The following is a 14,927-nucleotide window of genomic DNA, read 5'->3' as shown; positions in this document are numbered from 1 at the left end:
ACGATTATGAACTTCAGATATTTAATGCCCCTGGCGGCAGTGGTGGTAATGGGAACGGCCTCCTGCGTGAAGCTGACAGAGGACCCGAAAGGAAATTTAACTACTACCAATTATTTCGCTACCCAAAAAGACCTGGACGCCGCGGTGAGTGCTATTTACCAGCGGCTGAGCGTAGATGGCGCCTGGGCGTTTACCAATAAAAGCACTTCTTATTTTGGAGCAGATGACCTTACTACCGATAAAGGACTGAACAAGCAGGACTTCCGCGAGTTTGACAAGCTGGAAGGCACCAGCACCAACGAAAGCCTGAAGGCGCAGTGGAATGGGCCATGGAGCGCCATTTACCAGGCCAACAATGTACTGCTCAACTACCAGAAGGTGCCCACTACGGATGCTAATAGCGTGGATGCCCGCAATCATTCGGCGGGGCAGGCCTATTTCCTGCGTGGCCTCTGTTATTTTATGCTGGTGAGAACCTTTGGCGCTGTACCAATTGTAGACAAGCAGGCAGAAATATCTGTAGTGCCGCCGAGAGCAGACGTAGCGCATATTTATGAATTCATTGTGAACGACCTGAAACAGGCCACCACCTTGTTACCGGCCAAATGGCCGTCTGGCGCCGATGTGGGAAGAGCTACCAACCTGGCGGCAAGGGCATTGCTGTCTAACGTATACTTGACCATGGCGGGCTGGCCCCTGAATCAAACGGCCAACTATGCGCTGGCGGCCACCGAAGCAGATGCCGTGATCCAGGCAAAACAATACACGCTGATGGATGACTACCTCCAGGTGTTCAGAACCAACAATAATGCAGAAAGCATTTTCGGTATCCAGTTTAATGTAGGCGGTAATGCGCCTAACCGCTCTTTCGGGTCTACCAGCGTACCTTTGGAAGAAACCGCATTGGATGGTTCCGGCGGCTGGGATGATTTTTATCCCGAGGTCAATTTTTACCTGAATGCACCCAAGTGTAAGCGTACCGACGAAACGTTTTACACCACCATCAAACTTCGGAATGCTGATAATAAAACGTACACGCTGGTGAACTGGGATAATCCGCTCACCAATGCCCGGCATCCTTACTATAAGAAGTTCCGTTATGGTGTAGGAGATGGGGTACAGGAAACTGACAACACCATTATACAAATTAAGCCCAGTACCAATAAAACCACAGACGTGATCCGTTATGCCGAAACGCTGCTCATCTACGCAGAAGCGGCCGCTATGTCGGAAGGAAACCCTTCAGCTAAAGCCTATAACGCAGTTAATGAAGTAAGGCAGCGTGCCGGGTTACCGCCGTTAACACCTGGCTTGCCGGCAGCCGCTTTCCGCGATTCGGTGGTATATGAGCGAGCTTACGAATTTGCCGGCGAATTTGGTCAACGCTGGTTTGACATTGTGCGCTTGCAGCTGTTGCCCAAAGTATTGGCAGCCCGCAGTACTACGGCAGAACAAAATAAGATCAACAGCAATTCACTCACCAACCCCGGGCCCCGGTACCTGGCCCCGATACCGTTTGGTGATCTGAGTCTCAGCCCCGGCTGGACCCAGAACCCCGGCTACTGAGTGTCCTGATTTAACCCGTAATAGTTTAATCATGCCTTGTGCATGATTAAACTATTTTGTTAATTCGTTGCGCAGCCAACAGCAATTTCTCTCGGCGTATAAACTATAGTGAATGAATAAAGTAACGTGGAAGCTGTGCAGCCTTTTATTGCTCACACCTTTTCTATCCTTGCCAGGTTATGCCGCCACTGCGGCCGGCCGTGATTCTGTTCCGGGTCCTAAGCAAAATATCGACCTGGTAGATCCTACCATTGGCAACGTAGGACAGCTGCTGGAGCCTACCCGGCCCACCGTACAGTTGCCCAACCAGCTGATACGGTTTACACCACAGCGTAAAGATTTTATGGACGACCAGATCGACAACTTCCCCCTAACGATCGTATCTCACCGCTTAGGACAGGTATTTGCCCTCAAACCCACTTTGCAGGCGCCTTCAAAGCAAGCCTGGGAAGCCAGGATGGCGTATGACCATAACCTGGAAGTGAACAAGCCCTGGTATTATTCGACCTGGCTACTCGACGATGAGATTAACGTAGAGTTTACCCCCGGCAGGAAAACAGGGTATTACCGTTTTCGTTTCCCGCAAAATAAAAGCAAGTCGCTTTTGCTCGATGTATATAATGATGGTGCATCAGCGTTTCAATTCTTACCCGGTAATGTACTTACCGGTATGGAAACCTATAACGGCGATATCAAGGTGTACCTATACGGTGTGTTCAGCGAAGCCGGCACTCCTGGTGTAGTGGAGCAGGATCAGTTAACGAACCATACCAGCGTTAGCGGCAACCGCAGCAAAGCCTGGATTACTTTCCCAGCGGCGATTAAAGAGGTGACCTTTAAATATGGTATCAGCTATATCAGTGCCGCGCAGGCGAAGCAAAACTATGAGACAGAAATCAGCAAGAAAGATTTTGATGCCATAGCCGCTAATGGCAAAAAGGCCTGGTCGGAGGTAATGTCGCAGGTACAGGTAAAGGGTGGTACGCTGGCGCAGCAGCGGTCTTTTTACACGGCCCTATACCGCTGTTATGAAAGGGCCGTGGATATTACGGAAGATGGACAATACTACAGCGGTTTCGATAAACAGGTTCACCGCGACAGCCGCCCGTTTTATGTAGATGACTGGTCCTGGGATACCTACCTGGCGCTGCATCCGTTGCGGATGATCCTCAACCCGGCCCGGGAGGAAGATATGCTGGAATCATATGTGCACATGTACGAGCAAAGCGGCTGGATGCCTACTTTCCCTGTGTTGTTTGGCGACCATGCCTGTATGAATGGATTCCATTCCTCTGTAGTAATGCTGGATGCCTGGCGGAAAGGGCTGAGGCGATTCGATATTGAGAAAGCATATGAAGGTATGCGCAAAAACGCCACCGAGGCTACCATGCTGCCCTGGCGCAATGGCCCCAAAACGGTACTCGATGATGTATACCGGGAGAAGGGATATTTCCCCGCTCTGCATAAAGGAGAAAAAGAAACGGTGCCTGAAGTGCATAGCTTTGAAAAAAGACAGGCCGTAGCGGTAACGCTGGGAGGCGCTTACGATGACTGGGCGGTGGCTGAACTGGCGGGCGATTTGCACAAGGCTGATGACCAGCGGTTGTTTGCACCGAGGGCTAAAAACTATAAAAACCTGTGGAATGCAGATAAAGGATTTTTTCTTCCGAAAGATGACAAAGGCGAGTGGATCGATATCAACGTAAAGTATGACGGTGGCCTGGGTGGTCGCGATTATTATGATGAAAATAATGGCTGGACTTACCTGTGGCAGGTACAACAGGACATTCCCGGGTTGATTGGTTTAATGGGAGGAAAGCAGGCTTTCGTTAACCGGTTGGATCAGCTGTTCCGTGAGCCGCTGGACATGTCGCGTTACACTTTCTGGAATAAGTTCCCCGATGCTACCGGCCTGGTAGGGCAGTATTCTATGGGAAATGAGCCCAGCTTCCATATTCCTTACCTGTATAACTATGCGGGCGCCCCCTGGAAAACGCAGCAGCGCATCCGGTTTTTACTCGATGCCTGGTTTAAAGACAATATCTTCGGCATTCCCGGCGATGAAGATGGTGGCGGTATGTCGGCTTTCGTCGTATTTTCTTCCATGGGATTTTACCCGGTAACGCCGGGCATCCCGGAATACACCATCGGTAGCCCCGTATTTGAAAAGGTAAGTATTGCTTTGCCCAGCAAAAAGCACTTTACCGTAGTTGCTCATAACAGTTCTGTCGTGAATAAATATATACAGCAGGCAAAGTTCAACGGGCAACCCTTGCGTAAGCCCACGTTTACCCACCAGCAGCTGGTGGATGGCGGCACACTGGAGTTGTTTATGGGACCTAAGCCCAATAAGAGCTGGGGCGTGCAGTAAATAATGAAAAGAAAGAGACAGGCCCTGCCTGTCTCTTTTACTTATCTTCGTTATTATGAAGATGATTGTTACACTGGAACTGGATACCGCCGCCAACAGCTTCTTTAACCAGCTGCGCCGGCAATATTATCCCGCCCATGCCAACCAGGTAAATGCTCACCTGAGCTTATTCTACTGCCTGCCCGACGAGCCGGCCATCCCTGCTACTTTGTCCACCTTTACGGCCCATACTCCTTTTTCGCTGCAGGTGAGTGGATTGCAGCGCTACCCTAACGGCCTGGCCTATACGCTCACGGCCAACACATTATTATCACTGCACCAGGCATTGCAACAGCATTGGGAGCCCTGGCTTATCCCGCGCGACCGCCAGCCATTGCGCCCGCATATTACCATTATGAATGGCGTAACCGATTTTAAGGCACAGCAGCTGTATGAAAAGCTGCAGTCGTCGTTTCAGCCCTTTGCAGTACAGGCAACGGGAATAGGACTGTGGCAATACCAGAAAGGGCCGTGGAAACTAAAACAGTTGTACGCTTTTGATACGCGCGTGAGATAAAATGTATGTATGGTATAATTTTTTTATATTTACATCCTCAAAAACCGCATACGCGAAATACCTACCTATGAAACAACGCTACTTACTACTCTCTATCCTACTGATGGGATGCTTTCTTTCCATATCGGCTCAGCAAAATGTGAGCAATCCCGGTAGCCGGGCCAAAGCGGCCATCCAGTTTACCAAAATATTGGAAGAAGCGGCCATGGCTTATCCGCCGCATTTGTCTTACCTGACAGAGCAGGGTGCTAAAATTGAATCCGGTTTCCGGATCAGTGAAGATGGTACTTTGTCGGTTACTTTCCGTTACCCGGTAGAAAACAGCTTTGCCTTATACCGCCTTACTGCGCCTATCAGTTCCCTGAAGAGCGTATTCTATGATTATTATATAGGACTGGAGTTTGAAGGAGCGGTGGTAAACATCACGGAAAGCGACAAAGGCAGCCGGGAACTGAAAGAAAGCAATAAGATGAACCTCTTCCATATTGCTATGCCTGGCGACGGCCCGAATGGCGAGCGCCTGAAAGCACGATTTGAGCAGGGGCTGCAGGCGTTTCGGGAAAATTATAAGTGAGGCGGGCACGCAAGACATAAAGCAGTAAAGTTGCAGGGAACTTATCAACTTCTATGCGGTTTTGCTGCTTTATATTTTTGTAAGCTATATTTAATGGGTAAACGCGCCGCATGAAACTTTTACTTCATTATCATAAATCGCTCAGCAGTTTTAATATTCCCTTTTCATTGTTTGCAGGGGGATTGGGGTATGCGATGAATGGCAATACTTTCAGCAGTTATATGACAGGTTTCTTGTTGTCGCTGTTGAGTGGAGGTTTCCTGCTGTCGGTATTTTTTTATGAGTTGAGATATGCGTCCCGTTATTATTTCTATTATAATAAAGGTTATTCCAAAACACGGCTGATAGGCGTATCCTATCTCTTAAACCTGGGTCTGTGGGGTGTTTACCAGCTTATCAAATATATTGGACCATGGTGAGAAATGAATTGTTGGCCGACAGTGTATATAAATGCTTTGGCAGCTGGGAAATATTAACGGATTGTTTTGTGCGTTGTTATACCGGTGAGGTAGTAGGTATTTTAGGGAGAAATGGTTGTGGCAAGTCTACTTTCCTGAAAATCATTTTTGGCGCCATGGCTGCTGAGCATAAGTATGTCAGCATAAACGGCAAAAAGTATGATGCGCCGTATAAAGTAAAGGGATTGATGGCCTATTTGCCGCAGCATGATTTTTTACCGGGTAATCTAACGGTGAAGGAGATAATCCATTTGTATGCGGATAGCCGGGAAGAGCGGGAGCGGTTATTGGAGCATGCCTGGGTCATTTCTTATCTCCGTCATAGAGTGGATGCCTTATCCGGTGGGGAATGCCGCTACCTGGAGATATTGTTACTGGTTAGTTCTCCCGCCAAATTCATATTACTGGACGAGCCATTTAATGGATTGGATCCGCTGATGAAAGAGAGGGTGGTAGCGTTGATCCAGGCTGCCCGCGCCAGTAAAGGGTTTATTATCACTGATCACGATTACCGTAATATTATTGCTACCAGCAATCGTATTATTTTAGTAACCAATGGCGTGTTTAAAAATATTGGTGATTTGGAAGAGCTGGAACGCTGGCAGTATTTGCCGCCGGGGCGTGCCGCGGAGCTGGGGTAGCACGCAAAGCTACACAGCTACAAAGGAGCAAAGCAGCAAAGAAGTTTGAAAATTATTCCCTTTGCTGCTTTGCTCCTTTGCGTGCTACTTTTTCAGACAACCTTTGCCTCGGGCAGTTGTTTACTGATATATCCTATGAACGTCCATATTTCCAGGACATCGTCAATATGTACAGTAGTGGTATCGTAGGCGCTATTGAGCGAATGAAGCGACAGCGTCCTGTTTTGCTTGATGTGATTACCCACTATTTTAAATACCATTTCTTCCTCTCCACCTTTCAATATCAGTACACAGGCGGTATTATTTTTCAGGTGTGACCAGTCCTCCAGGTATTGGGCAATAATATGGCTGCCATGGGGGATGGGTTCCATAGAGTCGCCGGTGATGGGAAACATGCGGATAGTTTTACCCCTGGGTAATTCCGGTAGCGTGAATTTAGGCAGAGCCGCGATAAATGCCGGGTCGCTAAAGCCGCTGCGGTAGCCTGCCCTGGCTTTGACGGGCACATACTCCATATTTTCTTCGTTATGCTCATCTACGGTAATAGGCAAGATGCGTATATGCCTACCCGTGAGGTCTATCTTTTTGCCGGCTTCCAGTTCTTCCAGCTGTGCCTCGGGGAGCAGCGACAGGTCTGTTTTTATCAGCAGGTCCATGTCAACCTGGAAGAATCCGGCAATCAGTACCAGGTCTTCCATCCGTGGATTGCGTGTTTTACCACTTTCTTGTGCAGTGATTTTATTCCTGTTGAGTCCCAGTAAGTCAGAGAGGTGTTGTTGTGAGAGTTTCTTTCGTGTCCGTAATAGTTTTAGATTAGCGGCCCAGAAAAGGGGCTGTTTGTCCATGTATTATATATTTATAATAAATTATATTTATAACTAATAAGGACAAATGTAGGGCTTTTTACGGATTCTGCGGTTGTAAAAGGCTGCTGAGTTGTTGTTTGATAGATTCTCCATGCAGGTCTTTATTAAAGATCATACCGGTAGAGTCGATGAGATAGTTTTGTGGAAGGGCTTTTACGCTGTAGGTTTTAGCGGCATCGTTTTTATCTCTGGTTGGGTCGGAGAGGTTTGTCCAGGTGAGGCTGTCCTGCTGGATGGCTTCGAGCATATATTTCCGGTCTACTGGCGGATCGAGGGCGATACTGATTACCGTAAAGTTTTTGTCTTTGAAGGCTTTGTAGGCATCCCGGATGTATTGGTGTTCGCGGCGGCAGGGTTCGCACCAGGAGGCCCAGAAGTCGAGCAGCACCACTTTCCCTTTAAAGTCGGAGAGTCGTACCGGCTTCCCGTTGATGTCGGGCACCATAAAATCCGGTGCGTCGGAGCCGATGGTGAGATTTCTGGCTCGTTGTATCTCGTCTCCAAAGTCTTTACCGGCGGGGGTACTGCGTACTCTTTCCGACAGTTTTTTGAAGATGGGTTCTATTTCATCGGGGTTGATTTGTATCCCGGCTATTTCTATCAGGGCCACGAGGCTGTAGTAGGAGTCGGGGTTTTCGGCGATGTATTTATGTTGCAACAATTTTTTTGCTTCATTGGCTACCTGGTATTCCTGGGTAATTTTAGCCTGTTCGGCGGGGGTGGCGCCGCTACGGTTATATTTTTTGGTAAGTCGCTCCATGGGTTTGCGGACGGCTTTCAGGTAGCTGTTATAATTTTTTAATTCCAATACAATCGGGGAACTGATGCGTGCACTGTTGATGCTATCGGTGGCTGTTACCCTGGTATCGCCCCGGTCGAGCAGGAATATTTTCAGGTCGGCGTTGGGGGGAAGCTGGTTAGCATCCATGCATCCGTTATGGTGATCTACCACCAGCATGGCATGTGCTGGTCCGTCTATTGTCCCTTCAAAATGAAATGCTCCATTAACGGTTTCAGTAGAATCTACCACTAATTTTTCATTGATTATTTTATGCAGGTATACTTTGGCGGGTCCATTTTGACGGGTAAGCTTTCCGTTTAGTACGTAGGTTGCAGGCTGCGCGGTCATAAAAATGGGCCAGCTCAATAAGGCGCAAATTGTTATTTTTTTCATAAGATACTTATCTGCATCCGAAACTATTAACAAAATTTGCTCAATTCGTGTTCGAATCTATTTGTTAATCAGGAATAACAAAAAAAGTATGGCTAATCATAGTAAATCGCCTCACATACTCAATACCTCTACCAACCTCCTGGGATTTTGCTTGATTGTGTTGACTTCCATCAAGGTGGCTAAGCTGAACCAGGCCACTATTATTGATGATTGTACCGGGATAGCGGCCATATTACTGATGGCGAGTTGTTTGTTATCCTTCTTATCGATGAAAACGCGTCGGGTGAAACATGGGGAGCGACTCGAACAAATAGCTGATTATACCTTCCTCGTGGCACTGATATGTGTGAGTATTACAATTGTTTTCGTATCTTTTAATATCCTGAGCTAAAAAGCTGGCTATTTATTGTACCCGTTAACAACGATAGGTAACGGTTTCCTGTTTGTAAATTTGCAATGCCTATGTATGAAGCAGCCAGAAAGATATGGAAGGTAGTCGCGGAAAACGCGGCGCCGCCGCTGTCGATACCCGAATTGGATATACATAAAAAGATACTTCCCTTTTTCCAGGTAGGAGACTGTTATTATTTTATTTTTAATGCTACCAGGGGAGAGTTTGATTACGTACATCCCGGCATAGCAGACGTATTGGGCTATAGGGCAGAGGATTGCACCGTGGCCAAAATAATGAGTTATATACATCCCGAAGATATTGGCCGGTTCCTGGATTTCGAACAGCAGGCGGTGGCTTTTTTCGAATGGTTGCCGATCGATAAAATACTGAAATATAAAGTGCGTTACGATTTGCGCATACGCAAGGCTGATGGGCAATATTTACGGATGCTGCACCAAACCACGCCGCTACAGCATGGCGAAGACGGCGCCATATTGCGTACTTTCGGGGTACATACAGATATTACCCACCTGAAATCATCGGGGACACCGGTATTATCCTTTGTGGGAATGGATGGAGAGCCTTCTTATTTGAATGTAGATATCAAGAAAGGGTTCAGTTCCTCGCAAGAAGTGCTGACCCGGCGGGAAAAACAGGTGCTGGAGTTGATGCTGCTGGGTATGTCGAGCCGGAAGATTGCAGAAGAGTTAAGTATCAGCCGTCAAACGGTAGATAAGCACCGCAAAAACATGCTGCAAAAAACAGGTATCCGTTCTTCTGCCGAAATGGTGGTAAAGGCCCTGAAGGAAGGCTGGGTATAAGTCGCCGGACTTAATAAAGCGTATTTTGAACGCTTAAACAGGGCAGGGGCATTGTTGTTTTTATTGTTCCTTTTATTTATTATTGCTCCCGGAAGGGCGCCTACCAAAGTATAACCCTTACCAGGCAACCAAATCAATACAGAGTTTTTCTTTTTTTTTGTCCATTTAGCAAAAACGTTTTAGCGCAACCATGAGCATGGATGAAATCAGTGAATGGCAGATGCAGATAGCACGTTATGATGATGAGCAGGCTTTTTCAAGGCTGTTTCGTCACCAGTACGAGCGGTTGTTGCAGTTTAGTATCCGTTATGTACACGTGCGGGAAGTAGCAGAAGAAATTGTGTCCGATGTGTTTGTAAAGCTCTGGAACCGCCGCAGTGAGCTGGAGAAAGTATCCAATTTACAGGTATATCTTTTCGTGGCGATAAAGAACCATTCGCTCAATTACCTGGAGCAATACTCCCATTTACGTATTGTGCCGCTATCCGGGTCGGACACAGCCGATCTGTGCAACAGTGTAGACCTGGAGCGTGACCTGGAATGGAAGGAAATGCGCTTCAAAATGGACCAGATCGTGGCAGCACTGCCAGCCCAATGCCGGCGCATTTTCCAGCTGATCAGAGAAGATGGCTTTAAATATAAGGAGGTGGCCGAAATCCTGAGTATTTCTCCAAGGACTGTAGAAACCCAGTTGTTCCGGGCCATGCGCCGTTTGAATGAAGGTCTTGGCGCCCTGGGAAAACCAAAGAATGTGTTGCCGCCTTTGCTGATATTGCTGGCGCTCTCTTTTCCAGGTGTGTGCTGACAAGTATCGGCCCCCCATTGATTGTTCTTTTATCCTTTTGCGCCGCTTATTATCCTCTCTCGCGAAAAATTAAAAAATATTTTTCCGGCCTGTAAGTAATTCCTGCTTCGGTACCTGTCCTTATTCCTGAACAGATTCCATATTATGATAAACGAAGCGCATTTTGTATTACTGGTCACGCGCAAGCTGGCAGGATCGGCGACCCCGGCAGAACTGTCGGAGCTGGAGCAACTGCTGGTCCAACACCCGGCATTAAAAGAGCGTTACAACCAACTGTATCACTATTTTAATGATGCCCGGAACCCGGCGGCGGAAGATACAGAACAGGCCCTGCAACGTACCTGGGCTAAAATTAAATCGCCTCCCGTGGCGGCGCCCGCGGCGCCGGTAAAAATAAAACGCATGACCACCTGGAAATGGGCCGCCGCAGTGGCTGCAGCCGCCTGTTTGCTCGGGGGAATCCTTTACTTTTTTAATCAGCCGGCAAAGGTAACCACTCCCGTTGCCCAACAATGGCTGAAACGTAAAAACGGGCAGGCTACCCGCTCTTTTATTGAGCTGGCAGACGGTAGTAAGATTTGGCTGAATGCAGAAAGTGTGCTCACCTATCCCCGGAAATTTAACGGCAACAACCGGGAAATTTACCTGGAAGGAGAAGCCTTTTTCGACGTAGCCACCAACGCCAAACGGCCATTTATCGTACATCTGAAAACCGGCACCATCAAAGTACTGGGCACCTCCTTCAATATCCGGGCTTATGAAAACGAGCCGGTACAAACTGCTGTGGTCACGGGAAAGATTGCCTTCATTCCCCGGTATGAAGATGCCCGGAAAGCCAGTGATACCATCCTGGTAACACCGGATGTGAAGATTACCTACACCGCCAGCAGCGGCACCCTCGTGAAAAATAACACCATCGGGGCCGAAGACAAAGCCTGGACCGAAGGCAGGCTGATCTTCAAAAATGCTACGCTGGAGGAGATAGGGGCGAGCTTGCAACGTAATTTCAACCGGCAGGTCATCTTCGAAGATAATGCACCCAGGCAGAGCCGCCTTACTGGCTCCTTCCATAATAATTCACTGGAAGACATTATGTATTACTTAAGCAGATCAAAAGCATTCCACTATCGTATTACTGACTCAACACTTGTTATCGGGGAATAACAGGTGTCTCCAAGCCAACGTCAAACATTTATTCATTTTAATCACCACTACGTTATGAGAAAGGAACTATACAAGCCTTCTTTTCGCCAGCCTTTCCTATCGCTGATTGTTTGTTTATCGTTGCTGAGCGTGCTGGACCTGCGTGCACAGGTGGCCTATGCAGCTGGCTTACGGCGGCAGGTACAGCATCAGCCGGCAAAGGAGCGTGAAAGGCCGCCATCTCTCAACTACCTGGTTAGCCTGCAGGTAGAAAATGCTACGCTGGCCCAAGTACTGGAAAAAATAGAAGCGCAAACCTCCCTGGTATTTGTATATGCCAACGATGATATCAAAGCAGCGCAAAAAATATCCCTTACTGTAAAGGATAATAAGCTGGACGATGTGTTGCAGATGATCCTGCAACCGCTGGAAATCCATTATGAATACATCGCCAATAAAATTATCCTCAAAAGAGGAGATGCCAGCATTATCGGCGCACAGCAGCAGGAACTGATCATCACCGGCCGGGTTGTTGATAACAAGGGACAAGCCATCCCCGGTGTGAATATCCGCCTGAAGGGCCAGAGCATCGGCACCGTTACCAACGCAGAAGGAAACTATACGCTGAAAGTGCCGGCGGTAGCAGCCAACGGGGTGCTGGTATTCTCTTCTATCGGGTATACGGCCACCGAAATCGCCATCGATGGAAGAACCAGCATCATGGTAACCCTCAACGCCGATTCAAAAGACCTGGGAGAAGTAGTGGTTACCGCTTATGGACAACAGCAGAAAAAGCAGGTGACCGCAGCCATCAGCACTGTATCTTCCAAAGATATTACCAGCAGGCCATCGGTAAACATGTTCCAGGCTTTACAGGGACAGGCGCCCAACCTGATCATGCAACAAAATACTGCTGAACCGGGAGCTGCCATGACCATGAATATCCGTGGGGTGGGTAGCTTAACGGGTAATGCACCGCTGGTGATCATTGATGGTATACAAGCCGGCAATAGCGGCTTACAGAACCTGAATCCGTATGATGTAGAAACCATCTCTGTATTAAAGGATGCGGCATCAGCCGCCATTTACGGTTCCCAGGCGGCTAACGGTGTCGTATATATTACCACTAAAAAGGGTAAGAAAGATGAACGCCCTTCCGTACAATATAACGGGATGTATGGTTGGCAAACGCCTACTACATTGCCCAGGCAGGTAGAAGCCTGGCAGTACATGACCCTGAAAAATGAGGCGCTGGTGAACTCCGGCAAAACACCGCAGTTTTCACCTTCCGATATCAAGTACTGGCACGACCGCGGTTCCGAACCTGGTATGCTTTCCGAGATGATCCGGAAATATACCCCGCAGCAAAATCATAATATCAGCCTGACCGGCGGGGGCAAAACCAGCAGCTACCTGCTTTCTCTCGGATACCTGGATCAGGGTAACATGCTGCAGAATAAATATGTACCACAAGACTTCTTTTATAAAAGATATAATGCCCGTTTAAACGTATCCGTTGACGTAAGCAAATATGTGAAAGTGAGTGGGAACGCGGCTTATACCCGTTCCAATTTCCGCACGCAGGTAGCCGACATCGGTTTGCTGATCCGCGATGCGATGCGCGTACCACGTATTTACCCGGTAAAAGATACCCTGGGCAACTGGGTAGTGCCGGCCCTCACCAGTAACAGCGTATTTGCCCAACTGGCCGATATGGGATATAATCTTAAATCGGTTGATAACCTGATGGGGGGACTCGATGTGGTGATCACACCGGTGAACCATTTCAGGATTAACCTGAATGCTTCCGGTAATTATAACATTGAGAATAATACCAGTCGCATCAACAAATTTACTTATGCGCCTTATTATACTACCGCTACACCGCCCATGTATAACGAGTTGCACCAGAATGAATACAAAGACCTGACCACTAACATTTATGCTACAGCGGAGTATGAAAATACCTTTGGCAAGCACTATGTGAAAGGCCAGGTGGGTGCGCGCAGCGATGCTATTAATGAAAGCTATGGCCTGAGAGCAGACCGGTTTGGTACCACCAATCTCGATAACGACTGGTCTATCGGCGGCGGTTATATCCCTAAGCCGGATGGGACCTACGATTACCGTGATATAGGCACGTATAACGATATACGTAATCCAAACCTGTATGCGCTGAATTCCATGTTTGGCCGTTTGAACTATGCTTACAACGACAAATACCTGGCGGAGTTTACCTGGCGGTATGATGGTTCTTCCAAGCTGGCGCCGGGCCACCGCTGGCAGTTCTTCCCCGCGTTTTCACTGGGATGGAGACTGACCGATGAAGCCTTTATGGAGGAGGTGAAAAACCGTATCGGTAACTTTAAGCTGCGCTATTCCTGGGGACAGGTGGGTAACTCCAATATTGGTGGCTTCAACTATTTGTCGCGTGTAAGTATCAACAACGCCAACTATTCCTTTAATAACTCTATTGCGCCTGGTAATACCTTCTCTACTTATAACGACCTGTTGAAATGGGAAATTTCCACTATGAGCAACTATGGTGTAGACGCTGATTTTTTCAATGGCCGGTTAACTGCCTCCTTTGATTATTTTGATAAGATGACCACCGGTATTTACCTGTTCCAGACCGTACCGGGTACCGCAGGTACATCCGCGCCGCTGGAAAATGTAGGTAAGGTAGATAACAAAGGCTGGGAGTTTACCGTGAACTACCGTGCCACCACCGGGGCTTTTCATCATAACTTCGGATTTAACCTGGCGGATAACCTGAATAAGGTGATCAAGTTTGGCCAGGAATCGGTGCGTGGCTCCGATGTAACTTTTATCATCAAAGAAGGCTACCCGATTGCGTCTTACTATGGTTATAAGTCCAACGGCTTATACCAGAACCTCGACGATCTGAAGAATGCGCCTAAGGTGCCATTTGCCTATAACCAGCAGGTGATGCCGGGAGATATCAAATACATAGACCGTAATAAGGATGGGGTAATAGATGAAAACGACCGTTATATTTTTGGTAACCCGTTTCCCCGCTATACGTTTGGCTTTACCTATAATGTGAGCTGGAAGAATTTCGACTTTACCATGTTCTGGCAGGGAGTAGGTAAGCGTTCACAGTTCCTGCGGGGTGATATCGTAGAGGCCTTCCACAACAATGAAGATCATGCCATGGTGCAGCACCTGGATCGCTGGACGCCCACTAATCCTGATGCCAGCTATCCCCGTTTAACCATTGGATCGGCAGATGCCAACAACTTTGCTTATTCCGACTACTGGTTATTTGACACCAAATATCTGCGCCTGAAAAATCTGCAAATCGGTTACAGTCTGCCGGCGTCGCTGATGCGGCGGGCTGGGATGCAGGGGGTACGGCTATACTTCACTAGCCAGAACCTGATAACGATTACGCCTAAACGTTTTCGTCAGCTGGGCGTTGATCCCGAGTTTTCCCAATTCGATGATAAGCTGAGCATGTCTAATTACAACCCTATTGCGGGGCGTAATTATCCGAATGCAGCCACGTTTTCTTTTGGTGTAGATGTAAAGTTTTGA

At 47.9% G+C, this 14,927-nt stretch carries 13 protein-coding genes; 11 read left to right on the top strand and 2 right to left on the bottom strand.

Annotation, left to right across the window (positions count from 1 at the left end; all coding sequences use genetic code 11):
• Positions 1-6: 6 nt before the first annotated feature.
• From HGH90_RS00635 to HGH90_RS00610, 6 genes are all read left to right on the top strand, one after another.
• A complete protein-coding gene (locus tag HGH90_RS00635; RefSeq protein WP_169190102.1) occupies positions 7-1,566 on the top strand; it encodes a RagB/SusD family nutrient uptake outer membrane protein in 1,560 nt (519 codons plus the stop codon).
• Positions 1,567-1,678: 112 nt separating this feature from the next.
• Positions 1,679-3,937 (top strand): GH92 family glycosyl hydrolase, encoded by a 2,259-nt coding sequence (locus HGH90_RS00630; RefSeq protein WP_168765578.1) that lies wholly within the window; start codon positions 1,679-1,681, stop codon positions 3,935-3,937.
• Positions 3,938-3,992: 55 nt separating this feature from the next.
• Positions 3,993-4,493 carry a 2'-5' RNA ligase family protein gene (locus HGH90_RS00625; RefSeq protein ID WP_168765577.1) on the top strand — a complete coding sequence of 167 codons (501 nt, stop codon included), beginning with the start codon at positions 3,993-3,995 and terminating at the stop codon, positions 4,491-4,493.
• A 67-nt stretch (positions 4,494-4,560) separates the two neighbouring features.
• Positions 4,561-5,067: a hypothetical protein gene (locus tag HGH90_RS00620; RefSeq protein ID WP_169190101.1), complete on the top strand. Its 507-nt coding sequence runs from the start codon at positions 4,561-4,563 to the stop codon at positions 5,065-5,067.
• Positions 5,068-5,177: 110 nt separating this feature from the next.
• Positions 5,178-5,486 (top strand): hypothetical protein, encoded by a 309-nt coding sequence (locus HGH90_RS00615; RefSeq protein WP_168765575.1) that lies wholly within the window; start codon positions 5,178-5,180, stop codon positions 5,484-5,486.
• Positions 5,480-6,166: an ATP-binding cassette domain-containing protein gene (locus tag HGH90_RS00610; protein ID WP_168765574.1), complete on the top strand. Its 687-nt coding sequence runs from the start codon at positions 5,480-5,482 to the stop codon at positions 6,164-6,166. The genes HGH90_RS00615 and HGH90_RS00610 overlap by 7 nt, the downstream gene beginning before the upstream one ends.
• 92 nt (positions 6,167-6,258) lie before the next feature.
• On the opposite strand, the gene HGH90_RS00605 is transcribed toward HGH90_RS00610, so the two are convergent.
• Positions 6,259-7,011: an XRE family transcriptional regulator gene (locus HGH90_RS00605; protein WP_168765573.1), complete on the bottom strand. Its 753-nt coding sequence runs from the start codon at positions 7,009-7,011 to the stop codon at positions 6,259-6,261.
• Positions 7,012-7,069: 58 nt separating this feature from the next.
• On the bottom strand, positions 7,070-8,206 hold the full coding sequence (locus tag HGH90_RS00600; RefSeq protein ID WP_168765572.1) for a TlpA disulfide reductase family protein: 1,137 nt from the start codon (positions 8,204-8,206) through the stop codon (positions 7,070-7,072).
• A gap of 88 nt (positions 8,207-8,294) precedes the next feature.
• Between HGH90_RS00600 and HGH90_RS00595 the strand changes: the two genes are divergently transcribed.
• The 5 genes from HGH90_RS00595 (at position 8,295) to HGH90_RS00575 (ending at position 14,927) form a co-directional block, all read left to right on the top strand.
• Positions 8,295-8,597 (top strand): hypothetical protein, encoded by a 303-nt coding sequence (locus HGH90_RS00595; protein WP_168765571.1) that lies wholly within the window; start codon positions 8,295-8,297, stop codon positions 8,595-8,597.
• Positions 8,598-8,668: 71 nt separating this feature from the next.
• A complete protein-coding gene (locus HGH90_RS00590; protein ID WP_168765570.1) occupies positions 8,669-9,421 on the top strand; it encodes a helix-turn-helix transcriptional regulator in 753 nt (250 codons plus the stop codon).
• A 190-nt stretch (positions 9,422-9,611) separates the two neighbouring features.
• Entirely contained in the window at positions 9,612-10,226 is a 615-nt protein-coding gene (locus HGH90_RS00585) for an RNA polymerase sigma-70 factor (protein WP_169190100.1), read from the top strand.
• Positions 10,227-10,370: 144 nt separating this feature from the next.
• Positions 10,371-11,390, top strand: coding sequence for a FecR family protein (locus HGH90_RS00580; protein WP_168765568.1), 1,020 nt, complete (start codon positions 10,371-10,373; stop codon positions 11,388-11,390).
• A 54-nt stretch (positions 11,391-11,444) separates the two neighbouring features.
• Complete coding sequence (locus tag HGH90_RS00575) at positions 11,445-14,927, top strand: TonB-dependent receptor (RefSeq protein WP_168765567.1); 3,483 nt, start codon at positions 11,445-11,447, stop codon at positions 14,925-14,927.

The organism is Chitinophaga sp. Ak27 (assembly GCF_012726295.1).
Lineage (GTDB): Bacteria > Bacteroidota > Bacteroidia > Chitinophagales > Chitinophagaceae > Chitinophaga.
This window is presented reverse-complemented; position numbering and strand designations above follow the sequence as displayed.